The organism is Aquiflexum sp., assembly GCF_041749095.1.
In the GTDB taxonomy this organism is placed as follows: domain Bacteria; phylum Bacteroidota; class Bacteroidia; order Cytophagales; family Cyclobacteriaceae; genus Aquiflexum.
In genome coordinates this window covers 1-25,350 of the sequence record NZ_JBGTCA010000034.1, presented here as the reverse complement: position 1 = coordinate 25,350, position 25,350 = coordinate 1, and the positions used below count along the sequence as shown (strand labels likewise).

The following is a 25,350-nucleotide window of genomic DNA, read 5'->3' as shown; positions in this document are numbered from 1 at the left end:
CCTAACAGGTTGATAGAATAATCATTGACCACATTCCCGGAGAGTTTTCTGTTTGTGCCAACAAAAGGGAGGAGGGACATCTGAAAACTGCGATGAATGGTATCACTGACATTTTCCAAATTGGTGAACCCTACGGAATTTTTGGTCCACATCCAGAAATCCTTCAAGGGTTTTGCTATGGCTTTCCCGACCCCATCCAAATCCACTTCACTGGTTTTTAAAAGGATTTTTTGAAATGGTTTTATTTTGTCCTTGATCAGCATAGTATCTGTATAATTTTTTTTATTGACCATCAACTTGATATCATCGATAGATGGATTTTTTACTGTTAATTCAAAAAAACCGAATTCATCCGTGTTGGAAGATTTTAAGGTGATGGGGTCATATACTGTCACATTCCTGATTCCTTTTCCGGTGGATTCATCCACTACATATCCACTCACTACCACTTCCTTGCCCGCAGAAGGTTTGGGGCTAAGTATGACATAAACATTTTTTTGTTTAATTTCCACCTCACCGGAAAACACGTTTTCCAAAATCTCCCTCAAAGGCTGATTGGAAAAATCTCGCGAAACGCTCTTGGTGACATCTATTGCGGATGGACTGTAAGAAAACACACATCCGCCTTTTTGGGATAGCCGCTTAAGAAAATGATCCAGTCTTTCATTATTGGCAGTGATACTGATTTTTTTTTCCAAGATTGGCAGGTCTTGAGCTATGACGGGAACTAGTATTGAAAAAAAAGCCAAGGGTACCCAAAGACATTTGCCTGAAATATTTTTCAAAAAATCAATAACATCCATCACCACTGATCCGGATTAGATTTCCCTCATCGAATACCTCCAAACCTAACGTTTCCGAAATAACGGAAAGGACGGTTTCCAGGTCCTCATTTTCAAATGAAACGGTTAGCCGACAGTTGGCAATTTTCCCTTCCAAAACAATTTTTTTGCCATAAACAGACTCCAAAGTTGCAACAACCTGTCCCAATTCCTCTTCTTGGAATGTCAGCCTCCTGGTTTTAAATGCAGCTACATTTGGATTTGCACTAGCTTTGGAAAATGTATCTGTAGATCGGTCATAGCTGCCTTTTTCACCAACACGGAGGGTAATGCCTTCTTGGCTTTCATAATAAAAACGGACTATTCCTTCCTGCACTGTGACTTCCACCAAAGGACTATCAGGATGGGCATTTACATGAAAAATTGTACCTATATCTTCGATCAACAATTCACCTGCCTTCACAGTCCAATTAACTTTTTTGTCTTCAGGTATGTTTATCAGGGCTTCTCCGCTTAGGTGAATGGTTCCGGTGTTTTTGCGCTCATGGTAATCTACCCGGATTTCAGATTGTTTGTTGAGGGTGATTTCAGTTTGATCCGGCATCACATGTGTCCGGACCTGGTTTTCACTTAGGTATTGAAATTCCTGTTGTGGAGTCATCAAGATGTAAAAAAGGTAGGAGAGACCTAAAAGGAGTAAAAGGCTTGCTGCAATTTTCCAAATTGGAGATATGAGGCGGATTTTACTTTTTTCAGGGATGATTTTACCTTTTACTTTTGCCCAGGCGATTTCGCTGTTAAATTCGGGTTGATCTGGCAATTGGGTTTTTTCCAAAATCCATTGGGCCTCATCCATGTACTTTTGGTTTTCCGGAGAAATGGCGCACCACTCCATCAGCTCTTTGGCTTCCGCTTCAGATGCTTCTCCAACCAGGAATTTCCCGATCAATTCTTCTATATGTTCTGATTCCGGATTCATGGTTCCAACAGGCGACCCATCAGGATCATGATCAATGGTAAGTAATCTTTTAATTTTACGCGCATCAGCTTGAGGGCTTTTCCCATTTGGTTTTCCACTGTTTTGATAGAAATATGTAGTTGATCGGCGATTTCCTGGTACCTGAGTTCTTCAAATCGGCTCATTTTGAAAATGAGGAGACATTGTTCAGGCAATGATTGTAAGGCTTCTTGGATTTTATCTTCCAATTCGGTTTTTATCGTCAGGTGATCAGAAGATTGACTGAATTTTTCACCTTCAGCTACTACAGCATTCGCATGCATTATGCGGACTTTTTGTCTTTTGAGTTCATTTAGACAGGCATTTCTTACAGATCGGTAGAGATAGGCTTTAAGGGACGAATCAATATGTATTTTTTTCCGCTTTTCCCAAAAACCTATAAAAGTGGCCTGCACCACTTCTTCCGCTTCATCTGGGTCAGAAAGGTAAGCTGTGGCATAGCGGCAAAGTGCAGGGTAATGGGTTTTGAACAGCATCTCAAATGTAGAAACATCTCCTTGTTGAATGGCAGAAAAAACCTTTTGATCCGTAGCCTGCATGGGAAAACTGTAAATTTCCACACAAGATATGATTTTGGTTCCTCTTTATAAAGAAAACCGAGAAGGGGATTACCCCCATTCTGATTCAAAAATAAATAGGGATACCAATTATCGATTTGCTTCACTGATCCAATGAAATTGTCTCTCGGTTAATGGAAAATGACGGTGGAGCTTTTGCAATACCACATATAGGGAATCTTCTTCCTTTTTCCCTGTCAAAACCATCCTGCCTTCGTGAGGAATTTCCATTTTGAAAGTTGCTACAGGCAAACTGTCCCAACTAGACAACCTCCATTCCAAATGAGTTCCCAAACTATCGGGCAGATAACTGAAATAGGCCCTTCCATATCGCATCCTCAGACTGGAATCCTGTGCAGAAAGGCTGCCATATCCATTGTAATCAAAGATGACATCCCTCCACCTCAGTGAATCTGCCAGACTTTCAGGAATAGTATCCCCGTTTTTTACAAACAATTCCACATGATACATGGCGGGTTGTATGGGTTCAAGGATCTTTGTATTCTCTTCTTGAGTTTGGACATAATATTCATAATAGCTGTAGGTGCTATATCCGAAACTCAGTACAAGAAATAGTGCTTTGGCGAGAATCCTACTGATGCGCTGCCATTTTTTGGGGAGACGCTTTTCATAAAGTGTGGAAGGAGGCACGGTTCGGTTTTGGAGAAAAAATGCAAAAAGCCGTTCTCTTTCCTGCCAAACCAAAAATATGGAGGCTACTAAGAGGTTTAAGGAAAATATTTTGACAGGAATGTCATAGGTGAGATTGAGCATGACGACATTTGTAAATACGCCAACAGCCAATATAGCTCCCAACAGTGACGTCCTTCTCCACACCAAAAGCAATGCAACCAATGCTTCTGCAACACCCGAAAAAATCTGATAAGGTGTACTATAACCAATGAACAACCAAGAAAAGCGCATCGGTAAGTAATCACCTAAAGGGGTTGCCAATTGGCTCAGATTTGGAAAAGGCATCTGCATGGCAAGGACTTTTAAAATCCCATAGGTGAACGCAATTCCTGCCAAACTGTAACGTAACAATATACAAAGCCAATAGTGAAGTTTTGGATAGGCTTTTTTTCTTCTTTCTACAATAGACCAAACCAATGTACCGATAGCAGCCAAGAAGAGATAAGAGTACAGTTGTGCCCAACCGTAGCTGGTATCACCGCTTCCGCCCATTGGCACCAATTCTTCTCTGATATGCAACACTCGTCCATTAAACCAATGTACAAATAATTTAATAGGGTAATTGATCGCCTCTGACAAAAAATACATTTCCACCAGGCCAAATAATAACTCTAGTGGATTAAAGAAAAATAGGTAGTAAATAAATGCAAAGCGGAAAGATATTCTTCCAAATAGCGTCCAGTGAGTGGTTGTTTCTTGCATAGAGGATTATTATTTCCCCCAAATTATTTAAAAAATCAAATAATGAAAACTATGCAGGGTGAATGCGTAAGATTGGGAAAGTAATTCATGTTATTGAGGGATATCATGAATAAAATTGCATCACCCTAATATGAGTGTCCCCACGCCCATCAATTAGATTCTTCACTTCGCTTTTAGCTCTATGTCAAACCTGAAGCGAAATTAAGCTCCGTTCAGAATGACGGCACCAAAACCGTCCAACCTCCAACTTCCAAACTTCCCAACTTCCCAACTCATCTTCTCCAAGCAAACACCCCAACCACCACGAAACATACCAATGGCAACACAAAAGAAAAATTGACTTCGGGTACTCCCAAGATTCTGACATCATCATAAGCGGGTCCCCCAAAATCCAATATCACTCCCTGAAGGGTAGGCATAATCGCGCCCCCGACTATGGCCATTACCAGAAAAGCCGCACCGTATTTACCATCTTCACCGAGGCCTTCCAGGGCGATTCCATAAATGGTAGGAAACATTAGGGACATGGCCAGGGAAATACCGACAAGGGAATATAGTCCCAACATGCCTTGGATAATTACGGCACCCAAGGTGAAGCATATGGCCAATACGGAAAAATAAAACAATAGCCTGGCAGGGGAGAAGTAACGGAACAAAAAGGTACATATCCATCTTCCTACCAAAAACAGGATCAAAGCGGTGTAGGCATAATTGACCGCTGAAGCATTGTCAATCCCCAATGTTTCGGCGTATTGATAGATATAGGTCCAGACCATAATCTGTGCACCCACATAGAACATCTGTGCAATCACGCCTTCGACAAACTGTGGTTTTTTGAACAACCGTTTCATGGATGGCCAAAAATCAATGCTCCCGCTTTTGGATTTATTTTCCGGCATTTTTACCATGAAAATCACCACAGCCAACGCAATGACCACCAGTCCCAACATCACATAAGGGTTTCTGATGACCAGGAGGTCGTTGGTTCGGATGATTGCTTTGGAGGTTTCTTCCAGGGTAGGGTAGATCAGATTTCCTTCCGTATCGACATTATTCGATTGCAGTGCATTGAGGATAAATTCCTTAGCAACAAACAAACCTGCCAAAGCCCCCATTGGATTAAATGCCTGTGCGAAATTCAGCCGTTGGGTTGCTGTTTCTTCAGGTCCCATAGAAAGAACATATGGATTGGCAGTGGTTTCCAAAAAAGCCAAACCAAAAGTCAGGATATACAAAGCCATCAAAAAGAAGAAATAACTTTCCCAAGCCGCCGCAGGATAAAAGAGCAAAGCTCCTAAAGCATACAGTCCCAGACCAATCAGCACACCAACCTTGTAACTGTATTTTTTTATAAATATCGCCGCAGGCAGTGCCATGGTAAAATATCCCCCATAAAACGCCATCTGTACCAAAGAGGCCTGTACATTGTTCAATTCCAACACCCGTTTAAATGCCGCCACCATAGGATTGGTGATGTCATTGGCAAAACCCCAAAGTGCAAATAGGGAAGTAATTAGCACAAAGGGTAGGAGTAGGGTCCTTGGGATGAGTGGAGACGAAGATGGGTTATTAGGCATGGGTTAGGATGTCGTGTTATCAGATAATCAAGTTTTCTGGTTTTGGAATTGTCGTCCTTTGTCTTTTCGAACGTAGAAGCCTGTCCGCCGGGCGGAAGAAATCTATATAGCCATAAGGTTCATAGACCTCTCCTGTCGTCGAGGTGACAAGGATAAGTATTTGGATGCTCTTATAAGCTTTTTTGGTTCAAAAACATAGAGATGAATTGGTTTTGGATTGGTATATATCCAGATTGGAATCTCAAATCATGAATATCCCATCTCCCATCTCACATCTCACGTCTCACAACGCCCTATCCAAATGAGTATACCCTCCATCAACAAAGATATGCTGCCCCGTAGTGTGGGAGGAGCGGCCGGAGAGGAGGAAGACTACGGTGTTGGCGATTTCCTGTGCTGTGGTCATCCTGTTTTCAAATGGTATTCTTTGTTCAATTTCTTTCAATTTCAGGTTTGGGTTTTCGAAAGTTTCCAGCCAACTTTTATACAAAGGGGTCATTACTTCGGCAGGAATCACAGCATTGACCCGGATGCCGTATTTTAACAGCTCTACTGCCCATTCTCTTGTCAGTGAAAGCTGTCCGCCTTTGGCCGCGATATAACCACTTGTGTTTCCTTGGCCTGTAATTGCGGTTTTGCTGCCTATATTTACAATACACCCTTTGGATTTTTTTAAATGGGGAAAGGCATAGTGGACCATATCGTAGTAATGACCAAGGTTTTTCTCAACAGAAGCCCGAAAAGCTTCGGGAGTACCATTTTCCAATCCAACCCCATCATTCGATCCGGCATTGTTAACCACCCCGTCTATCCTTCCAAAAACTTTGACAGCTACCTCAACAGCTTCTTTTGCATCGCTGGGACTTGAAAGCCTTTTGGCGATGTGCAGTGACCTGATCCCTTTGGCAGCGAATTCGTCTGTTAATTTTTTACCCTCTATTTCTGATGGATCAATGATCACGGGAAAGGCACCTTCCTCGGCGATGCATCTGCTAATTGCTTCACCAATACCTTTGGCACCACCTGAAATGAGAAATACTTTTTGTTGAATGTGGAGGTCCATTATATTTTTAATTTTAGATGGTTATACGTTATCATGTCAGTGAGCACTTTTCTTGGGCATAGGGACGGAAGACGGAAGACAGAAGACAGAAGAATTCGTTTTTCTTTTTATCAACACGAAACTGGATAGATTATAACCACTAATAACCGGCAACATTGGGGAACAACTTTAGTCTTATTCTAACATAAAACCCAAACTTTTTATAATGCGGATTCACTTTGAACTTTATAAAACCTCGCGGAATTTTCTCCGAAAATGGCTGCTTTTTCATTTGGACTGAAATTTTTGAAATAATTGGCAGATATTTCATAAACCTCCTGATAGCTTGCTGCCAAGACGCAGACCGGCCAATCACTTCCGAACATTAACCGATTTGTACCAAAATTTTCTGTAATAAAATCCAGATAAGGCACAAACTGCTCTTTTTTCCAGTGGTACCAATTGGCTTCAGTGACCATTCCGGAGACTTTGCAACATACATTTGGAAGTGCTGCCATAGCCTTCATCCCTTTACTCCAAAATTTAAATTCACCGTTTTTAATGTCCGGTTTGGCCAAGTGATCAATCACAAATGGTTGGTTGGGGAACTTCTTGGCAAAATCGTAAGCCTTATTAAGGTGTTTGGGATAAATCAGAATATCATAGGTAAAACCATACTTTTCCAATAATGAGATGCCTTTCAGAAAATTCTTTTCCTCCATGGCCTCAGGTGGCAAGGCTTGTAGAATTAACCTGAAACCGGCCAGTTTCTTCTCTTTTTGATAACCTTCCAATTTATATTCGATATTTTCAGAATTGAATTCCACCCAACCCACCACTTTTTTTACCCAAGGGTTGGCATTGGCTATTTCCAATAGAAACCTTGTTTCATCTTCTGATTGGTCGGCCTGTACTGCAATGCATCCATCAATTCCGACCTTATCCAATTCAGGTTTCAGATCTTCCGGCATAAAATCCCGCTGAATGGTTTTCATGCTTGAATTCATCCAAGAATCCCGAATAGGATCAAATTTCCAGAAATGCTGATGTGAGTCGAGCTGCATTTGATTTAAGATTTGAGAAGTTAGATTTTAGATTTGCGAGTTCAGTGGTCAGTGTTCAGTAGGGCAGTCGCAGTTTTTCAGTGGGCAGTCGCAGTTTTGCAGTAGGCAGGGTTCAGTTGTAAGTAGGCAGTCTCAGGAGGCAATGTCCGATTTCAGTGAATAGTTGGCAGTAGTAGTTTCAGTTTTCAGTAGACAGTCGCAGTGGGCAGTTTCCAGCATTAGTTTCCAGCCAATTTTATTTGTTTGTAGTTTTAATTTTCGGTTTACAGTTAAAGGTATTAGTTCATAGTTATAGGGTTCCCTGTTTCACACTGTCTACTAAACACTACCTTTTCTGGCCACAGTAATTGCCACTGCTCACTGACATTGCCTTTTGACCACTGTTTACTGACCACTACTGCTTACTGACCCACTGGCTACTCCACTGCCAACTGAACACTGCCAACTGAACACTGCCCACTGAACACTGCCTACTGAACACTGCCTTCTGCGACTGCAACTTGCTTCGCTACCCCAAGGCCATCTATGCCCAATTCAACCACATCACCTTCTTTAAGGTATCTGGGTGGTTTGAGACCTAAGCCGACACCTGATGGGGTTCCTGTTGAGATGATGTCACCGGGAAGTAAGGTCATATATTGGCTGATGTAGGAGACAAGTGTTGGAATATCGAATACCAGGTCAGATGTATTGCTGTCCTGAAGCTTTTCACCGTTCACTTTAAGCCAAAGTCTGAGATTGTGGGGGTCTTTGATTTCGTCTTTGGTCACGAGATAGGGGCCAAAAGGTGCGAAGTGATCTGCACTTTTTCCTTTTACCCATTGACCGCCATGGTTTAATTGAAAATCCCTTTCACTGACATCATTGTGTAGGGCATATCCTGCGACATAATCCATAGCCTCTTCTTTGGTTACATAGGTGGCTTTTTTGCCGATAACCACAGCGAGTTCTACTTCCCAATCGGTTTTGGTAGATTTGCGGGGAATGATGATCGGGTCATTGGGGCCGCATAGCGAAGAAGTGGCCTTCATGAAAAGTATGGGAACCTCCGGCACTGCCATACCACTTTCTTTGGCATGCATGGTATAATTCAATCCCACACAAATAATTTTTGAAGGTCTTTTGGTAGGAGGGCCTAAGCGGATTGATTTGCCGATTTCCAGTAGTTTGGATTCGTTTGTTTCCAACCACTTGGAAAGCCTTTCCAGGCCATTTTTTTCAAAAAACTCCTCGGACCAATCTTCACCAAAAGCACTGCAATCAAGCCATTGGCCATTTTTGTTTTCTATTCCGGGTTTTTCTTTACCTGTTGTACCGAATCGAATAAGTTTCATAGTGGGGTTATTTTAGATTTTAGATTTATGATTTTAGATTTAAGATTCAAGAAGCGAGATGCGAGATCCGAGATGCGAGAGTCAAGAGAGCCAAGAAAACAAAGCCTGCCCCGAGTATCGGGGAGCCAAGAATCAAGAAAAGGCCTTTTCCAAGTTGCAGGGAACATACTTAGTACTTGGTACATGGTACTTTGTACATCCCTTAATCCTTCATCCTTCTCCCTCATCCCTTCTCAGGCCTTCAGTCCCAGAAATCCTCCATCAATTGGAAAATTGCTTCCTGTGATAAAGGAGGCCTCCTCGGAGGCAAGGTAATAGACCATTGCTGCTATTTCTTCCGGCTTGCCCATTCTTCCGATGGGTTGTGTCGCTGCCAGCTTTTCAAACATTTCTTTTTCCTGTCCGGGATAGTTTTTTGCAAGAAATCCATCCACAAAAGGGGTGTGAACTCTTCCGGGTGATATGCAATTACAGCGGATTTGGTCAGCCACATAATCCCTCGCAATAGAAAGGGTCATCGATAAGACTGCCCCTTTGGTCATGGAATAGGCAAACCTGTCAGACAAGCCCATAGTCGCTGCCACAGAACAAATATTGATGATTAGACCGCCTTGATTGGCTTTTAGTTTGGGTATGGCAGCTTGACTGCAATTAAAAACACCTTTAACATTGACCTGGAATAACCTGTCCAGATCTTCTTCTGATGTCGTTTCCAAATTACCAATATGGGAAATTCCTGCATTATTTACCAAAATGTCAATTTTCCCGGGCATCTGTCCGAAAACAGCCTTTACTTGATCCAAAGCGGAGACATCGCAAAGGAGGAAGGAGGCATGCGCACCCTGATTTTTGAGTTTTTCCTCTAAAGCTTTTCCGTTTTCTGAATGATAGTCCAAGAAGAATACCCTGAATCCCTTTTTGGAAAATAGTTCTGTGATGGCTAATCCTATGCCACTTGCCCCGCCCGTAATAACGATGCTTTTCATTATGATTTTGATATTTTAACTATTAAATTTTATTCAAACCTGTTTCTCAGTTTTTTCTTATTCCACTGATCTTCTAGGCAATATATGGAAAATGAAAAAATAAAATAATTAAAAATTACTTTTGGCATGTAAATTGATTTCGAGGTGATCCCTTGTATTTCCTTATAAATCAGTAAGTTTTATGTTAAAAAGATATGGTGTTTATTCTTTATTAGTTTTTATATTATTGGGGTCCTGTATGACAAGCTCTGAAAATGAAAACGATCCGAATCCAAATGACTTTGTGGTTTTTCTTGTAATAGATGAAGATAGTATCGATAATGGTGATGAATCTAATAATTTCAGTGACACGGATGTCAATGATCAGATTGCCGCAATTGGACAAAGGGAACAATTGAGGTTTTTTAAAGAAAATGTCGGCAAAACCATTGAGCTTTATACAGGTGAAGTAGGGGATGAGGGTTGGTTTGCCCTGAAAACAATTCCAAACAGATGGGTCAATGCAGGCCCCACAGAAAATGGACTCCGGAATTTTCTGGTTCCGGGACCGGGAATTGGTTCACCGAATATTGATGATGATAGGGAAGTTTTGCTTGATGAGATACCTGATGTCATCCCACTCAGGGCAACGGGACTGAAGATGCTTGTTGGATACAAGGTAATTGCTGTGGTATATGACGGTGATATCAGTATCAATTATTCACCTTTGGAAGGAAATCTTCAGGGAGCAAACTTGGGAATGGTAGCTTTTGAAGTATTGAGTGTCAGGGAAAGGACAGATGGTAGTGATTCTTTTTTGCCTGCTGTCAGCATCAGGATTTTGGACGTCCCTGCATTGAGTGATTTTGGTAGGGTATTGTTTTCCAATGCTCCTGTTCTTCAATCTTCTTCTGAGCCTTTTGATGTAGTCCCTCCAGCCACCACTACAATACCTGTTTTAATTCAGGCTAATTGATTTTAAAAATATCTAAAATCTCCAAATAGTCTCAAAAGCCATATTTGAACGCTAGCTTCTTATCCATTATAAATCAATATTTACTTTAATTATTTTTGAAAGTTAATTTGGTAGTGCCTAAATTCCTTATTGCAATGGTTTTTTTTAGCGTAATAATCACCAGATCAAATTGTCCATTTCGCTTCTGTTTTCAAGTTTTCTGAAAATAAAGAAAGAAGCCATAAATTCATGTGAAGGATTTGAAATTAAAAAAGACCTCTGTGAAGGAATCTCATATGCATAGCCAAACCTGACTTTGGACATAAGAAATCCCAATTGAAAATTAGTAGCATAATCTACCCTATGGCCTAATCCAAGCCAAAATTTATCCATCAACAAGGCTTTGACATTGAATTCAATATTGGAGGGAAGATCCGATTGGATTCTGTACATCACATGTGAATATACAGATAGGTTTTGATTGATGGGCTGTTTGAAACCTGTTTGAAAAATACTTACCAAAGGCTTTTTATCCATAAAAACGTCCCCATTGCTCAATCTACCTTGATTGACGTTTTGCATGCCATAGGCGAAATAATAATTCTGGTGCGTAATGGACATTCCCAAGTTGAAATCAACAATATTCATGTTTGCAAAACTGTTGACATACTGATTAATAGTTGGGTCATTGGCCTGTTCTGTAGTAAGGTTATTTCCATCCAGTCTTACAGTATTGTAATTGACAGAAGCTCCCAATCTCAAATTAGTTGCTATTCCCAATCGTATCCTCGATGCATAACTCAAAAGAAACTCATTATCCACGAATGGCCCATAATTATCATTAACCATATTGAATCCAAAGGCTGTTTTTCCCAGGAGTGCCGCGTCGTCCCTGTCCCTGATTTCGGCAGGATCAAATTCAGCAGATAGGAAGTAGGTTTTTGGGGCACCATCCAGTCCGGCCCATTGGTTTCTTACATAACCTCTCACGATGGAGCCTTCATATCCGGTAAGGGATGGGTTGAAATAGCTCTGCAGTTGATTGAATTGACTGACGTATTTCCGGGATTGGCCATTAACCATTATTGTTGGTAATAGCGCTAAAAATAAGAAGAGATAGACTTTTTTCATGGTGATGTTACACTTATCTGTTCACAGATGTAATCTTATTTGAAGGGTCCGGTCTAAATGGACCCTTCTTGATGTTTGTTTATTTTCTTAGGAGGTTAAGGACACCCTTTCTGGATTCTTTGGTATCTTCTATTTCTATGACATAGTAGTAAGTGCCTATAGGCATTTCTTTGCCCAGATAGGTGCCATCCCATTTTTTGTCAACATTGTCAGTGAAGAAAACCCTCAATCCGCTTCTTTCGAAGATGTGCATTTTCACTCCTTTGTAGATTTTGAGGCTGGTCATTCCCCATTCGTCATTGATGTTGTCCCCATCGGGAGTGAAGGTATTCGGGATTTCCAGATCGCTCAGTTGATTGATCCTTCTTGTGATTGTAAATTCTTTTTCAAAGACGTTTCCGTCTCTGTCTGTTACCCTCACCAGAATTGTGAAGGTTGTTTCTCCCGGTCTGAGACTGCTATTGTTCCAATACAATTGATTATCGATAATGACAAACAGACCATTGTCCAATGCACCTGGAACGAGTTCGAGGATATGTATATCATCTATAGGGTCTATCACTGTGAACTCCCCGACGAAAATCGGTTCGCCATTGTCATCGTGCGTGAAAATATCGTTGCTCAAAACAAGATCTATGGGACTGTCTTTTTGAAGGACCACCACAATGATGTTTGGTAACCTGTCCGTTTGATTTTCCCAACTGTTTGGCAGAACAATAGTCCCGGTCAAAACATAGGGGCCATTTTGGAATGGATTGTAATCCCCGATTTCCCAGATAATAGGCAGCAGAACCCAATTGCCATTGTCAGTCTGAACCAGGATTTGGTCAGGAAGACCCAACTCATCGAATGGGGTACCCCATGGAACCTCTATGATTTCCCCATCTTCAAAATCAACAACAACTGTAATAACCGGTTCTTCCATAGAACAACCAAACTGATCTACCTCAGCTCCTTCAGGGGTATTAGGACACAGATCCCTATCATCTGTCACGCCATCTCCATCAGTATCCAATTGGGAAAGTGCGCATCCGTTTTCATCAACTGCCATACCTGCTGGGGTATCAGGACAAAGGTCCATATCATCTGTTACCCCATCACCATCTGAATCCAACTGGGAAAGTGCACATCCGTTTTGATCCACTTCCGCACCGGTAGGGGTATCAGGACATAGGTCCATATCATCGGTCACGCCGTCACCATCAGAATCCAATTGGGAAAGGGCACATCCGTTTTCATCCACTTGGGCTCCGGCAGGTGTGTCAGGGCACTGATCGAGATAATCGGGAATTCCGTCTCCATCTGTATCTATTTGATCCTGGCTACATCCGTTTTCATCTACCTGTGCTCCTGCAGGAGTATCAGGACATTGGTCAAGATCATCCGTCACACCGTCACCATCAGAATCCAATTGGGAAAGGGCGCATCCATTTACATCTACCTGAACTCCCGCAGGGGTATCAGGGCATTGGTCGAGGTGATCAGGAACACCGTCACCATCTGTGTCAATCTGCTCAATGCTACAACCGGTTTCATCTACCTGTGCTCCGGCAGGAGTATCAGGACATTGGTCAAGATCATCTGTTACCCCATCACCATCTGAATCTAATTGGGAAAGTGCACATCCGTTTTCATCCACTTGTGCTCCGGCTGGAGTATCAGGACATTGGTCCAGGTGATCAGGAACACCGTCCCCATCCGTGTCAATCTGGTCAAGACTACATCCGTTTTCATCTACTTCTGCACCGGTAGGGGTTTCAGGACATTGGTCCAGGTGATCAGGAACTCCATCGCCATCCGTGTCAATCTGGTCAAGACTACATCCGTTTTCATCCACTTCCGCACTTGCAGGAGTATCAGGGCATTGGTCGAGGTGATCAGGAATGCCATCGCCGTCTGTATCAATCTGGTCAAGACTACACCCGTTTTCATCCACTTCGGCACCGGCAGGGGTATCAGGACATAGATCCAGGTCATCTGTCACGCCGTCCCCGTCAGAATCCAATTGGGAAAGGGCACACCCGTTTTCATCTACCTGTGCGCCGGCAGGAGAATCAGGACATTGGTCAAGGTGATCAGGAACCCCGTCCCCATCGGTGTCAATCTGGTCGGGGCTACAACCGTTTTCGTCTACTTCCGTACCGGCAGGAGTATCGGGACACTGATCGAGGTGATCAGGTACACCATCGCCGTCTGTATCAATTTGGTCAGGACTACATCCATTTGCATCCACTTGAGCTCCGGCGGGAGTATTGGGGCATAGATCGAGGTCATCTGTGACCCCATCCCCATCTGAATCCAATTGGGAAAGGGCACACCCGTTTTCATATACCTGTGCGCCTGCAGGAGAATCAGGACATTGGTCAAGGTGATCAGGAACCCCGTCCCCATCGGTGTCAATCTGGTCTAGACTACACCCGTTTTCATCTACTTCTGCGTCTGCCGGTGTATCAGGACATTGATCGAGGTGATCAGGTACACCGTCGCCATCAGTGTCAATCTGGTCAGGGCTACAACCGTTTTCATCTACTTGTGCCCCGGCAGGGGTGTCAGGACATTGGTCGAGGTGATCAGGTACACCATCACCATCTGTATCGATTTGATCCAAACTACAACCGTTTGCATCTACTTGGGCTCTGGCTGGAGTATTGGGGCATAGGTCAATATCATCAGTCACTCCGTCCCCATCTGAATCCAATTGGGAAAGAGCACAACCATTTGCATCCACTTCCGCACCGGCAGGGGTTTCAGGACATTGGTCCAGGTGATCAGGAACTCCATCGCCATCCGTGTCAATCTGGTCAGGACTACATCCGTTTTGATCCACTTCCGCACCTGCAGGAGTATCAGGGCATTGGTCGAGGTGATCAGGAACGCCGTCTCCATCTGTATCGATTTGATCCGGACTACATCCGTTTGCATCCACTTGGGCTCCGGCAGGAGTATTGGGGCATAGGTCAAGATCATCTGTGACCCCATCGCCATCTGAATCCAATTGGGATAATGCACATCCGTTTTCATCTACCTGAGCACCTCCGGGTGTATCCGGGCATTGGTCCAAATAATCGGGAATTCCATCACCGTCAGTATCAATCTGGTCAATGCTACAGCCATTTTCATCCACTTCTTGACCGGCAGGGGTATCAGGACACTGGTCCAGATAATCCGGAACTCCATCACCATCAGTATCAATTTGGTCCGGACTACATCCATTCTCATCTACTTCAGCTCCTGCGGGTGTATCGGGGCAAAGGTCGCGATCATCAGTGACCCCATCTCCATCTAAATCCAATTGTGACAAGGCACAACCGTTCTCATCCACTTCTTCACCGGCAGGGGTGTCCGGACATTGGTCCATGTAATCAGGTACACCATCTCCATCTGTATCTATCTGGTCAAGGCTACATCCGTTTTCATCCACTTCTTCTCCTTCAGGCGTATCGCGACAAAGGTCTTTGTCATCCATTACCCCATCTCCGTCACTGTCTTTTTGGGATGGCCCACAGCCGTCTTCATCCACTTCTTCCCCCTCAGGAGTATCCGGACAAAGGTCAAGGTAATCCGGAACGCCGTCACCATCTGTATCTATCTGGTCTGGGGTACAGCCATTTTCATCTACTTCTGCTCCCGCAGGGGTATTGGGACAAAGGTCCACATCATCTGTTACTCCGTCTCCATCTGAATCTTTTTGGGAATCAGAGCAGCCGGACTCATCTACCTCCTCACCAAGTGGGGTGTCAGGACAGAAATCCATAAAGTCAGGAACGCCATCTCCGTCAGAGTCAGATTGGGCAGCCCGACAATCGTCCAAATCCAAAAATTCCTCACAATCATTAAATTGTACTTTAAAATTTATTCCTTCGCCTGGAAGTGGGGCTAATCTTTGTACATTTATTGTATATGTTTTTTGGGTGCCGTTTGCCAAAACCACCGTGACAGGAATGCTATTTCTTCCCGGATAAATCAGGATCTTGGGAGATGCAACGGAAGCCCTGACTTCTTTGCCCTTGATAAAAATTCTTGCCTGACTATCAGCAGCGAAAGGGGTTAGGTCAAAAATAAAGTTGAAGTAAGACAACTGAACCTGATACTCCATTATTGAGTGGTGGAATCTCGGTTCAAGTTTACCGGTACTGATCTTTAAATCCGAAAGTTCAGCACTTGGTGCCGCTACTTTCATAATGGTGTCTTTGTTGGCAACAGATTGAAGTTGCATCAAAAAAACACTGGCAAATATGGCAGTCCAGAAACAGTTTCTGAAAATTCGTTTGGTGTCGACGATTTTCATTTTTAATAGAAAATGATGTTGAAATTGGGTGAAAGACTTTACTAGTCGGTAATAAAATTGTGGAAAAAAAACCATATTATAAAAATAATATTTGAAAAAAATAACGTTTGACAATAGAATATTCTATAAAAATATTTTTTCATATTTTGAAATGCAAAATAATTGTGCTCAAAAAAAAATATTTTTTTCACTTTTTTTTCAGGATTTAGGTAAAATTTGACTTTCCCTTGAAAAACCGATAAACCAAACTTTTGGTTTTCAATTTATAAGGTCTGATTACTTCACCCAAAATATAACCTTTTATATGCTTTTTGGAAGAAGCCCAGTTCATAACTTAGGGATAGAGACAGGTGGATCAAAATGACCGGCCAAACCACGCCGGTATAAATAACAAGCAGACAAAGAATAATCCCAAAAGCAATACTTGACCAAGCTTCCAGCGGTCCAGCAAAGTAGTGGATCAGGGCATATAAAAAGACATTGACACCAATGGCCATTGGCGTGGAAAATACCAAAAGTAGGTCATGTAGAAAAACACCCCTGAACCAAAATTCATAAGCGACCAAAAAACTTATTCTGAATATAAAAAACAACATGACGATCAAAGGAGTCGGTGGGGCTATAAACAGCTTGTCAATCTTTTGTAGTTTTGATGATTGGGTATAGCCTACGATCATTGCCAGAATTGCCAAGGCAATAACGGATAAATTTTGTATGTTGTCCATTGGAGTTTTGCCTGTGATGATTTCTTGAGAAAATCCATAGCCCCAACTAAATAACGGCAATAAACCCCAAACAAGAATACCTATACCCATTACCAAAAAATGTGGTCCCATATGCTTTGCCCAACCTTGGTCAGAAAAGAATTTGAGACTTTTTTTATGATAGGCATACCAGCTTACCCCAAACATGGCCAAATAAGCGAAGGAGTGGTATAAAAATTCAGATGTAAACCAATTCATAAGGGAAATATTTGGTTTTAAAGATTGACCATCTTGCCGGTCCTGACAGATTCGTCACAGGCAAAGGCTATTTTGAGACTGTTGATGGCATCATCAAGATGATCTGTAAGATCCATATCGGTTTGAATGGCTTTCAAAAAGAAGTGCTGTTCACGGTTGCATAATTCCTGATGATCGGGTTCATCAGTCATATCTATCCATTGGTCTTCATGGATAAAGTTGTTGCGCTCATCGATAGCAGCATGGTGGATTTTGATGCTTTCGGTTTTGGTGTGGGAATCCACATGGTCTGATTTACCTGAGGCTCCTGCACTTTTGGCCTGTATGGATACAGCCCCCTTCGGGCCAAAAACGTCTTTGATAAAAAAGGCATTGTCAGAAATCATCGGGCCCCAAGCTGCTTCATACCAACCTACAGAACCATCTTCAAATCTGATCTGCAACTGTCCGTAATTATAATTGTTGCTTGGGATTTCATCTGTCAGCCTTGCGCCTATGGCAGAAACAGATACAGGTGTGGACCTTGTCATCTGGCACATAACATCTATATAATGGACACCGCAGTCCACGATAGGGCTGAGACTTTCCATCAGGTTTTTATGTACATCCCACATATATCCATGACTTTGCTGATTGAGGTTCATCCGCATCACCAAAGGTTTGCCCAACTTATGTGCTTCTTCAATAAACCTTTCCCACGATGGATGGTGCCTTAAAATATATCCCACTACCACTTTCTTTCCGGTTATTTTTGCAGCATCAATGATATGCTGCGAACCGGTGACTGTATCTGCCAATGGTTTTTCAATAAACACATGACATCCCGCCTCCAATGCTTTCAATGCCATTTTCTCATGGGTATCAGGGTAGGTGGAAATACAGACTGCATCTGGCTTACTTTTGGTGAGGGCAGATTCATAATCATCAAATAGAGGATAATCAAACTCAAGTTTTTCATTTAATTTCCGCTTGCTGTCGCCACGGGCAACTAGGCCGCATATTTCAAATTCGGGCATTTGATGGTAGGCAGCGGCATGGGAAGCACCCATGTTACCACAGCCGACAACGAGGATTCTGATCGGTTGGGCCATATTGTTTCTTTATTTGTGGGAATATTAATTATGAATATCTGCTAAACTGCAATTTGCAATTGTTTTCTTTTATAATAGACCGAAGACCGAAGACCGAAGAAGGATCCGGTAGCTATCAGTCTCGGTCTTCGTCCAGATAATTTTCGGAATTATATCTTATATTCCACAAGGAAATCAGTCTATTTGGAATAAAGCGATAAACCACATTTAAGAACCAAGCAATTTATCAATTTCGCTTTTGTTGAGCTGGATTATTTTTACTTTGAGGGTTATTGGAGTTAGTGGTACGTCGGTATCATCCCTTTTTTCAAAGACAATTTTATCGACTACGTCCATACCTTTGATCACCTGGCCAAAGACGGTATAATCACCATCCAATCTGTGAAGACCGTTTTTGTTCTGTACAATATAAAACTGACACCTGGCCGATAGTTTGTCCGGATTGTCGTCCCTTCCTGCGCCTACGGCACCATAGACATGGGTAATGCCTCTGACAATCTCAGGTTCCAACAAATATTCGGGATCATTGAAACCCTCTTCCGTATCCGGGCACCCTCCCTGTGCTACAAAATTGGGTATCACTCTGTCGAAAGTCAACGAGTCCCAATAACCTGCCTCTGCAAGCTGTATAAAGCTGTCTCTGTGTTTTGGGGTTTCATCAAACAAGCGGATATAGATTTCCCCTTGAGGGGTTTCAATAAGTCCAAAAGGTTGGGTTTGGACAGCTGCAGTTTGAACAAACCACAAAATCACCAAGGTAAGGAGAGGAGTGAATTTCATGGTTTTAAATATAAGGGGAAAATAAGGGAATTGGAAAATTGGGAGATTGGAAAATTGAAAAATTGGGGAATAGGGGGAGGGATTGGAAGAACTTGTCCGCCGTGGCGGATTGGAAAATTTTAAGATTGGAAAATTGGGATTGGGATATTTGAGGGAAAGGGGGAGTATTCTTGAAGTTTTTAAAAGTTTTGGGACAATGACTGTCAGAAGGGAAAAATACCCTGTTTCAGGTATTTTTTTATCAAAAGGTTAGGGGTATTTTGGGAGTTCAAAAGAAAAGCCCTACAGAAGTATGCAGGGCTGAGAAATCTTCGGCTTATAGCCTTGTTGTGAATTGTCTTTCAAGTCAAATGTAAAAATAAAAAATAATGGAACAAATTTTTGGAATTGATTTAGGTACAAACTCTATTGGCGCTTCACTTAGAGAAGGCAAGGAATTTCCTTGGTTTGGAGTTTATACTTTTAAAAAAGGAATAGGTGAAGGTAAAGCAGGTGAGTATTCATTTGCTGCTGAAAGAACCTCCAATCGGTCTACAAGAAGACTTTACAATGCAAGGAGATATCGAATTTGGGCGACATTAGAATGTTTAATCATAAATGGATACTGCCCGCTGAGCATTAAATCACTTGATAAATGGAGGAAATATTCAAAAGGGAAAGGGAGAAAATTTCCGGTTGATGACCAAGATTTTCAACAATGGATCAAATTGGATTTTGATTTGGATGGTAAGCCTGATTATTCTAGCCCTTATCAGTTGAGAAAAGAACTAGTTAAAAGTAAACTTGATTTTTCTGAAGAAAGTAACCGCTATAAGTTAGGAAGGTCTCTTTTTCATATAGCTCAAAGAAGAGGCTTTAAAAGTAGTAGAAAAAATGGAACAAATGAAAAAGTTGCCATATATAAAGGTAGTTCTGAAACAGGCACAATAGGAAGAAATGAATATGAACAGCTTCTTGAAGAACATAAAACACTAGGGGCGGCATTTGCTTACCTTGAAGATTCTGGAATTAGAATTCGAAATAGATATACATTGAGATCAGACTATGAAAAGGAAGTAGACTTGATTTGTGAAACCCAACTTTTTGAAGATGTTCCATTTAAAGAACAAATCAAAAAAGCTATCTTTTTTCAAAGACCACTTAGATCACAAAAAGGTCTCGTTGGAAAATGCACGTTAGAACCCCAAAAGTCAAGATGCCCAACTAGTCACCCTATTTTTGAAGAGTTTAGAGCATGGAGTTTTTTAAACAACATCAAATATTTTGATCCTGAAACTGGTAAAATGGAGGGACTTCCCTTGGAATTAAAGGAAGCATTGTTTGAAGAAAAGTTTTTTCTAAAAGGGAAAAATGATTTCAAGTTTTCCCAAATAAATAAGCATTTGCAAAAAATAACAAACAAAAAATGGAAGCTTAATTACAATGATGAAACCACAGTTCCATCCTGTCCTGTTTCTGCGAGATTAAGGTCTCTTTTTGGGGAAGATTGGAAAAATCTTAATTCCACTAAATCTGTCGTTAAATATGGTAAACAAAAGGAAATCACCTATACAATAGAAGATGTTTGGCATATATTATTTTCCTACGAAGATGAAGAACTTTTAGAAGAATTTTTTAGGGTTAATTTTAACTTTAAAGATGAACAAGTCAAAGAATTAAAATTCCTTTGGAACACCTTTCCTGTTGGCTACGCATCTTTAAGTCTTAAGGCTATTAATTGCATTTTACCTTTTCTTAGAGAAGGACTTATTTATACTGAAGCAGTCTTGCTTGCGAAAATCCCCGAAGTCATCGGAAAAGATCGTTTTTTTCATAGTGAATTGTTTATTAAAAACAGGGTCAAGTCAATTATAGAAGAAAACAGAAAAGAGAAAAAGGTAATTGCAATAGTAAATAAATTGATATCTGATTATCATTTATCCGATTATAAGCAAGGTTTTAGGAATCCTTCTTATGTCTTAGATCCAGATGACTTGAATGATTTAGATAGGGCTTTATTATCACACTTTGGAGAAGAAGCTTGGAAAAAAGAACCAGAAAAAGAGTTCTATCTTTCTAGGATAAAATCGTATTATCAAATTTTTTTCAAATCAACTGATAGAAAGCACTTTAGTAGCCCACATTTACTAGATAAAATTAAGGAGATATTAGAAGACGAATTCCATATAGAGAGTGAAAAGTTGAAGAAACTTTATCACCCATCTCAAATAGACATTTATCCTCCCGCTGAAAGGGACAATGATGGAAAATTTTATCTACCAAGCCCAAAAACAGGAGCCTTTAAAAATCCAATGGCTTATAAAACCCTATTTGAATTAAGGAAAATAATTAATTTTCTAATTGGTCAAGGGAGAATTGATGAAGACACAAGGCTTGTTGTAGAAGTAGCTAGAGATTTGAATGATGCCAATAAGCGGTGGGCAATTGATACATATCAAAGAAATAGAGAGAATGAAAATCGTGAAATAGCATTTGCTATTACTCAATTGCTCAAAGACCCTGAGTTTAAAGGTAGTGCTGATCCAGAAAATCAAACAGATAAGGAGAAGTTAAGGCTTTGGACGGAACAAACCAAGGACCCAACAGAATTCTGGAAAGAGGTAATGGCTACCAAAGATGATATCAAAAAATACAGACTCTGGAAAGAGCAGGGTTGCAAATGCTTGTATACAGGTAATATGATTCCTTTCACAAAATTATTTGATAAGAATGTAATTCATTTTGAACACACCATACCTAGAAGTAAATCTTTTGATAATTCCTTAGCTAATCTGACAGTTTGCTATGCCGACTATAATACCAATGTAAAGAAAAATAAACTGCCTGTTGAACTTCCAAATTATCACATCGATACAGCTGAAGGAAAAGCGATAAAACCACAATTAGTTGATTGGGAAAAAAGGGTCGATTCTTTGTACAAGCAAATTGAAACGGCCAAATCAAAGTCTAGAGGAGCCATAGACAAGACTACAAAAGATGATGCAATTCGAAAAAAACATATGCTTCAAATGGAGTTAGATTATTGGAGAAATAAATTGGATAGGTTTACTAGAATTGATGTGCCCGTAGGATTTAAAAATAGTCAATTAATAGATAGTCAACTAATTTCCAAATATGCTTTTCATTATCTTAAAACGGTATTCAACAGGGTTGATGTTCAAAAAGGGTCTGTTACTTCTTTGTTTAGAAATATTTATGGAGTACAGCCCAAAGAAGAAATTAAAGATAGAGGAAAACACTACCATCACGCAATCGATGCTGCAGTTTTGACATTAATTCCAAAAGCAGCAGAACGGGATTCAATCCTAAAAAAATATTTTGATGATGTTGAAAATAATCAAACAAAAGACTATCCTCTTTCACCATTTGAGGGTTTTGGTCATCATTTACTCCAAGGAATTAAAGATAAAATTTTGATTAATAATATACCCAATAAGGATCAAGCATTTACACCAGGAAAGAGATTAGTAAGAAAGCGTGGAAGAGTTATATGGTTAAGAGATAAAGAAGATAATTTAATTTTTGACAAGAAAGGCATCAAGATTCCTAAAGTTGCGACTGGTGATTCAGTTAGGGGACAGTTACATTTAGATACCTTTTATGGGAAAATCAAAGCAGTAGTCAGAGATGAAAATGGTGCTCCTCAAAGAGATTCAAAAGGGGAATTCATATTCAAGGAAAGTAATGGGAAAGAAGAAATGTGGGTAGTAGGAAGAAAACCTATTACAGGTTTAAAAATCGGAATGGATGTAATAGTCGATCCTTATTTGGAAAGACACCTTCAAAAACAAATTTCAGATGGAATCCCACTTTCTGAATTGAAAGACTTTAATGGTAAAATTATAAGGAGAGTAAGAGTTAGGGTTAAAGCGGGTCGAGGATTTTTAGATGCAGATAATGTAACTGAACTTAAAGAGCAGACTTACAAGTCTAGGTATGATTACAAAAACTCCTATTACACAAATTCAGGTGACAATTATGCATTTGGATATTATAAGGGAATAAATCAGAGAAAAATTGTACCTATTAATTTATTCGAAGCATCGAAAATCGGCAAACTAAATGGAAGTTATAGGCTTGAAGATCTTTTTGAGAAATGCATAATGCTAGGAACTGGTAAGAATCAAGAAAAGGTTGAGTTATATCATGTTTTTCAAGTTGGGCAAAAATTGATAGTTTATTTTATTGACAAAGAGGAGTTGATGAGTTTAAATAAAGAGAATCTATCCAATAGACTTTATTTCATTAAAAAATTAGCAGATGCAAATACAAAAAGAATTCTTCTTCAACATCATTTAGAGGCTAGGGACGATCAAAAGTTATCCATTGACTTTCCCAAAAATATTTTTGGAACAAAAGGTAAAGATGGGTTTTCATCTATAAGTTCAGATTTTATAGCTCCTAGGTTATTGTTAACACCATCAAATTATAATTTTATAATTGAAGGAAAAGACTTTGACTTTAGTATTGATGGTGAGATCAAATTCAAGTTTTAAGCAATAAGAATGCTTTATGGATCCAGAACAATCCTACCATATCTATAACCATGCTAACGGAACTGAGAATATTTTCCGGGAAGAGGAAAACTATAGGTGCTTTTAACTTTTCCAAAGTTCTAAAACTTTGGAAAAGTTAAATCAGCCAAATATCCAAAAACTAAAGTTAAATGGAACCAGAGCAATCTTACCATATCTTCAACCATGCCAACGGCACAGAAAATATTTTCCGGGAAGTGGAAAACTATAGGTATTTTCTGCAACAGTATGCCAAATACTTGGGAAGGGTTGTGGATACTTATGCATTCTGTTTGATGCCGAATCATTTCCACTTGTTGGTGGGTGTAAGGTCAGACCTGCCAGGTTTTCAAAACCTGGCAGGTCTGACCCCTACCAAACTAGGCCACGCCTCAAATAATCCGGTAACAAAAGCCTTCAGTGATTTTTTCAACTCTTACTCTAAAGCTTTTAACAAAAGATATGAAAGAAGAGGAAGCCTCTTTGTAGAGCATTTCAAAAGAACTCCAATTCTCGATGAACGCCAATGGCAAGAAAATTTCCTTTATATCCACCTAAATCCTGTCAAACACGGCTTTGTCAAAAATCATCAGGATTGGAAATGGTCGAGTTGGCATGCTTATCAAAATCAAAATAGACCTTCTAACATAGTCCGTTCATATTACCTGAATTTCTTTGATGGTTTGGAGCATGTAAAATATATGATGGAAGTCAAAAAAGAATGGTTGATGAATAAAGACATGGAGTGAGAGAGAGACCTGGCAGGTTTTTAAAACCTGCCAGGTCTTCCTATTTGACCAAACATCAAAATTTATGATCAAAAGAACCCTCTTTTTCGGTAACCCAGCTTACCTCAGCACCAAAAACGAACAGCTATATATCAGTTTTCCGGAAGCTGATAAGGAAAACAGGACAGTTCCTATAGAGGACTTGGGTATGATCGTTTTGGAAAACCAACAGATTACCATTACCAATGGTCTGCTTGCCAAACTTACCGAAAGAAAAGTAGCCATCGTATCCTGCAATGCCCAGCATCTACCGGAAGGACTTTTGCTGCCCATGCAGGGCCACTCTGAACAAACGGAAAGGGTACGATACCAATTGGAAGCTTCCCAACCCCTTAAAAAAAATCTCTGGCAACAAACAGTTACCGCCAAAATAAAAAACCAATACGCTTTATTGAAAGAAAAGGGGAAAGAATCCAAACGGATGGAGTATCTGTTCAAGAATGTGAATTCTGGTGATTCCGGCAATCATGAAGCACAAGCCGCTGCGATCTATTGGCAGGAATTATTTGATATCCACGATTTCAATAGAGGCCAGGTTGGAATCCCACCCAATAATCTGCTCAATTATGGATATTCCATATTAAGGGCAGTGATTGCAAGGGCATTGGTTTCTTCAGGAATGCTCCCTGGGGTAGGTATTTGGCATAGGAATAAGTACAATGCTTATTGTTTGGCCGACGATATTATGGAGCCTTATAGACCATATGTGGATTTGGTAGTTTCCCATATTGTGGAAAATCAAGATGATTACGCTGAGCTCAATACCCAACTTAAGAAAGAATTATTGAGTATTCCGGCTTTGGATGTAAAGATTGATGGGCAAAAAAGCCCTCTGATGGTAGCCGCTTCAAGAACTACAGCATCTCTTTATGAATGCTTTTCCGGGACAAGTCGAAAAATCATTTATCCGGAATATGGATGAAAAATATTTCTCACGTCTTAATCAGTACAGGAGTTTGTGGGTTTTAGTCTTTTTTGATCTTCCCACCGAAACCCGCAAGGACAGAAAAATCGCCACTTCTTTCCGGAAAAAACTGCTGGATGATGGTTTTGCCATGTTCCAGTTTTCAATCTATATGCGGTTTTGTGCCAGCAGAGAAAATGCCG

The 25,350-nt window shown here is 40.6% G+C and carries 18 protein-coding genes and 1 pseudogene; 5 read left to right on the top strand and 14 right to left on the bottom strand.

The window, feature by feature from the left end:
- From ACEW8O_RS02675 to ACEW8O_RS02635, 9 genes and pseudogenes are all read right to left on the bottom strand, one after another.
- Nucleotides 1-698: pseudogene (locus tag ACEW8O_RS02675) on the bottom strand (hypothetical protein); the annotation flags it as partial.
- Nucleotides 699-789: 91 nt separating this feature from the next.
- The gene (locus tag ACEW8O_RS02670) at nucleotides 790-1,761 is read right to left on the bottom strand and encodes a FecR family protein (protein WP_373493077.1); all 972 of its coding nucleotides are present in this window, start codon (nucleotides 1,759-1,761) and stop codon (nucleotides 790-792) included.
- Entirely contained in the window at nucleotides 1,758-2,360 is a 603-nt protein-coding gene (locus ACEW8O_RS02665; RefSeq protein ID WP_373493076.1) for an RNA polymerase sigma-70 factor, read from the bottom strand. Before ACEW8O_RS02665 ends, ACEW8O_RS02670 begins: the two co-directional genes overlap by 4 nt.
- An 87-nt stretch (nucleotides 2,361-2,447) precedes the next feature.
- Complete coding sequence (locus ACEW8O_RS02660) at nucleotides 2,448-3,752, bottom strand: hypothetical protein (protein WP_373493075.1); 1,305 nt, start codon at nucleotides 3,750-3,752, stop codon at nucleotides 2,448-2,450.
- Nucleotides 3,753-4,024: 272 nt separating this feature from the next.
- Nucleotides 4,025-5,329 (bottom strand): L-fucose:H+ symporter permease, encoded by a 1,305-nt coding sequence (gene fucP, locus ACEW8O_RS02655; protein WP_373493074.1) that lies wholly within the window; start codon nucleotides 5,327-5,329, stop codon nucleotides 4,025-4,027.
- Nucleotides 5,330-5,612: 283 nt separating this feature from the next.
- Entirely contained in the window at nucleotides 5,613-6,392 is a 780-nt protein-coding gene (locus ACEW8O_RS02650; protein ID WP_373493073.1) for an SDR family oxidoreductase, read from the bottom strand.
- Between the two features lie 200 nt (nucleotides 6,393-6,592).
- Nucleotides 6,593-7,435: an amidohydrolase gene (locus ACEW8O_RS02645; RefSeq protein ID WP_373493072.1), complete on the bottom strand. Its 843-nt coding sequence runs from the start codon at nucleotides 7,433-7,435 to the stop codon at nucleotides 6,593-6,595.
- A gap of 470 nt (nucleotides 7,436-7,905) precedes the next feature.
- Nucleotides 7,906-8,769 (bottom strand): fumarylacetoacetate hydrolase family protein, encoded by an 864-nt coding sequence (locus ACEW8O_RS02640; RefSeq protein WP_373493071.1) that lies wholly within the window; start codon nucleotides 8,767-8,769, stop codon nucleotides 7,906-7,908.
- A gap of 233 nt (nucleotides 8,770-9,002) precedes the next feature.
- Nucleotides 9,003-9,755, bottom strand: a complete 753-nt coding sequence (locus ACEW8O_RS02635) for an SDR family NAD(P)-dependent oxidoreductase (RefSeq protein ID WP_373493070.1) — start codon at nucleotides 9,753-9,755, stop codon at nucleotides 9,003-9,005.
- 238 nt (nucleotides 9,756-9,993) lie between these two features.
- Here ACEW8O_RS02635 and ACEW8O_RS02630 point away from each other — a divergent pair, with 238 nt between their 5' ends.
- Nucleotides 9,994-10,710, top strand: coding sequence for a hypothetical protein (locus tag ACEW8O_RS02630; protein ID WP_373493069.1), 717 nt, complete (start codon nucleotides 9,994-9,996; stop codon nucleotides 10,708-10,710).
- Between the two features lie 156 nt (nucleotides 10,711-10,866).
- Here ACEW8O_RS02630 and ACEW8O_RS02625 read toward each other — a convergent pair whose 3' ends face one another.
- The 5 genes from ACEW8O_RS02625 to ACEW8O_RS02605 form a co-directional block, all read right to left on the bottom strand.
- On the bottom strand, nucleotides 10,867-11,820 hold the full coding sequence (locus tag ACEW8O_RS02625; protein ID WP_373493068.1) for a type IX secretion system membrane protein PorP/SprF: 954 nt from the start codon (nucleotides 11,818-11,820) through the stop codon (nucleotides 10,867-10,869).
- Between the two features lie 79 nt (nucleotides 11,821-11,899).
- A complete protein-coding gene (locus ACEW8O_RS02620) occupies nucleotides 11,900-16,108 on the bottom strand; it encodes a thrombospondin type 3 repeat-containing protein (protein WP_373493067.1) in 4,209 nt (1,402 codons plus the stop codon).
- Between the two features lie 281 nt (nucleotides 16,109-16,389).
- Nucleotides 16,390-17,070 carry a CPBP family intramembrane glutamic endopeptidase gene (locus tag ACEW8O_RS02615; RefSeq protein ID WP_373493066.1) on the bottom strand — a complete coding sequence of 227 codons (681 nt, stop codon included), beginning with the start codon at nucleotides 17,068-17,070 and terminating at the stop codon, nucleotides 16,390-16,392.
- Between the two features lie 17 nt (nucleotides 17,071-17,087).
- Complete coding sequence (locus ACEW8O_RS02610) at nucleotides 17,088-18,161, bottom strand: Gfo/Idh/MocA family oxidoreductase (RefSeq protein WP_373493065.1); 1,074 nt, start codon at nucleotides 18,159-18,161, stop codon at nucleotides 17,088-17,090.
- A gap of 207 nt (nucleotides 18,162-18,368) precedes the next feature.
- Entirely contained in the window at nucleotides 18,369-18,941 is a 573-nt protein-coding gene (locus ACEW8O_RS02605) for a peptidylprolyl isomerase (protein WP_373493064.1), read from the bottom strand.
- 368 nt (nucleotides 18,942-19,309) lie between these two features.
- Here ACEW8O_RS02605 and cas9 point away from each other — a divergent pair, with 368 nt between their 5' ends.
- The 4 genes from cas9 to cas2 all read left to right on the top strand — a co-directional run.
- Nucleotides 19,310-23,437, top strand: coding sequence for a type II CRISPR RNA-guided endonuclease Cas9 (gene cas9, locus ACEW8O_RS02600; protein WP_373493063.1), 4,128 nt, complete (start codon nucleotides 19,310-19,312; stop codon nucleotides 23,435-23,437).
- A gap of 170 nt (nucleotides 23,438-23,607) precedes the next feature.
- On the top strand, nucleotides 23,608-24,204 hold the full coding sequence (locus ACEW8O_RS02595) for a transposase (RefSeq protein WP_373493062.1): 597 nt from the start codon (nucleotides 23,608-23,610) through the stop codon (nucleotides 24,202-24,204).
- A 64-nt stretch (nucleotides 24,205-24,268) separates the two neighbouring features.
- On the top strand, nucleotides 24,269-25,165 hold the full coding sequence (cas1, locus tag ACEW8O_RS02590; RefSeq protein WP_373493061.1) for a type II CRISPR-associated endonuclease Cas1: 897 nt from the start codon (nucleotides 24,269-24,271) through the stop codon (nucleotides 25,163-25,165).
- Nucleotides 25,158-25,350: CRISPR-associated endonuclease Cas2 (gene cas2, locus ACEW8O_RS02585; RefSeq protein ID WP_373493060.1), on the top strand; the 193-nt coding region annotated here is incomplete at its 3' end. The genes cas1 and cas2, both read left to right, overlap by 8 nt.

What these genes read in the sequence shown, in the direction of transcription:
- cas1 (WP_373493061.1), top strand. Translation starts at nt 24,269, where the DNA reads ATGATCAAAAGAACCCTCTTTTTCGGTAACCCAGCTTACCTCAGCACC.
- ACEW8O_RS02630 (WP_373493069.1), top strand. Translation starts at nt 9,994, where the DNA reads ATGACAAGCTCTGAAAATGAAAACGATCCGAATCCAAATGACTTTGTG.
- fucP (WP_373493074.1), bottom strand. Translation starts at nt 5,329, where the DNA reads ATGCCTAATAACCCATCTTCGTCTCCACTCATCCCAAGGACCCTACTC.
- ACEW8O_RS02620 (WP_373493067.1), bottom strand. Translation starts at nt 16,108, where the DNA reads ATGAAAATCGTCGACACCAAACGAATTTTCAGAAACTGTTTCTGGACT.
- ACEW8O_RS02645 (WP_373493072.1), bottom strand. Translation starts at nt 7,435, where the DNA reads ATGCAGCTCGACTCACATCAGCATTTCTGGAAATTTGATCCTATTCGG.
- ACEW8O_RS02595 (WP_373493062.1), top strand. Translation starts at nt 23,608, where the DNA reads ATGGAACCAGAGCAATCTTACCATATCTTCAACCATGCCAACGGCACA.
- ACEW8O_RS02640 (WP_373493071.1), bottom strand. Translation starts at nt 8,769, where the DNA reads ATGAAACTTATTCGATTCGGTACAACAGGTAAAGAAAAACCCGGAATA.
- ACEW8O_RS02615 (WP_373493066.1), bottom strand. Translation starts at nt 17,070, where the DNA reads ATGAATTGGTTTACATCTGAATTTTTATACCACTCCTTCGCTTATTTG.
- ACEW8O_RS02670 (WP_373493077.1), bottom strand. Translation starts at nt 1,761, where the DNA reads ATGAATCCGGAATCAGAACATATAGAAGAATTGATCGGGAAATTCCTG.
- cas9 (WP_373493063.1), top strand. Translation starts at nt 19,310, where the DNA reads ATGGAACAAATTTTTGGAATTGATTTAGGTACAAACTCTATTGGCGCT.
- ACEW8O_RS02625 (WP_373493068.1), bottom strand. Translation starts at nt 11,820, where the DNA reads ATGAAAAAAGTCTATCTCTTCTTATTTTTAGCGCTATTACCAACAATA.
- ACEW8O_RS02610 (WP_373493065.1), bottom strand. Translation starts at nt 18,161, where the DNA reads ATGGCCCAACCGATCAGAATCCTCGTTGTCGGCTGTGGTAACATGGGT.
- ACEW8O_RS02650 (WP_373493073.1), bottom strand. Translation starts at nt 6,392, where the DNA reads ATGGACCTCCACATTCAACAAAAAGTATTTCTCATTTCAGGTGGTGCC.
- ACEW8O_RS02660 (WP_373493075.1), bottom strand. Translation starts at nt 3,752, where the DNA reads ATGCAAGAAACAACCACTCACTGGACGCTATTTGGAAGAATATCTTTC.
- ACEW8O_RS02635 (WP_373493070.1), bottom strand. Translation starts at nt 9,755, where the DNA reads ATGAAAAGCATCGTTATTACGGGCGGGGCAAGTGGCATAGGATTAGCC.
- ACEW8O_RS02605 (WP_373493064.1), bottom strand. Translation starts at nt 18,941, where the DNA reads ATGAAATTCACTCCTCTCCTTACCTTGGTGATTTTGTGGTTTGTTCAA.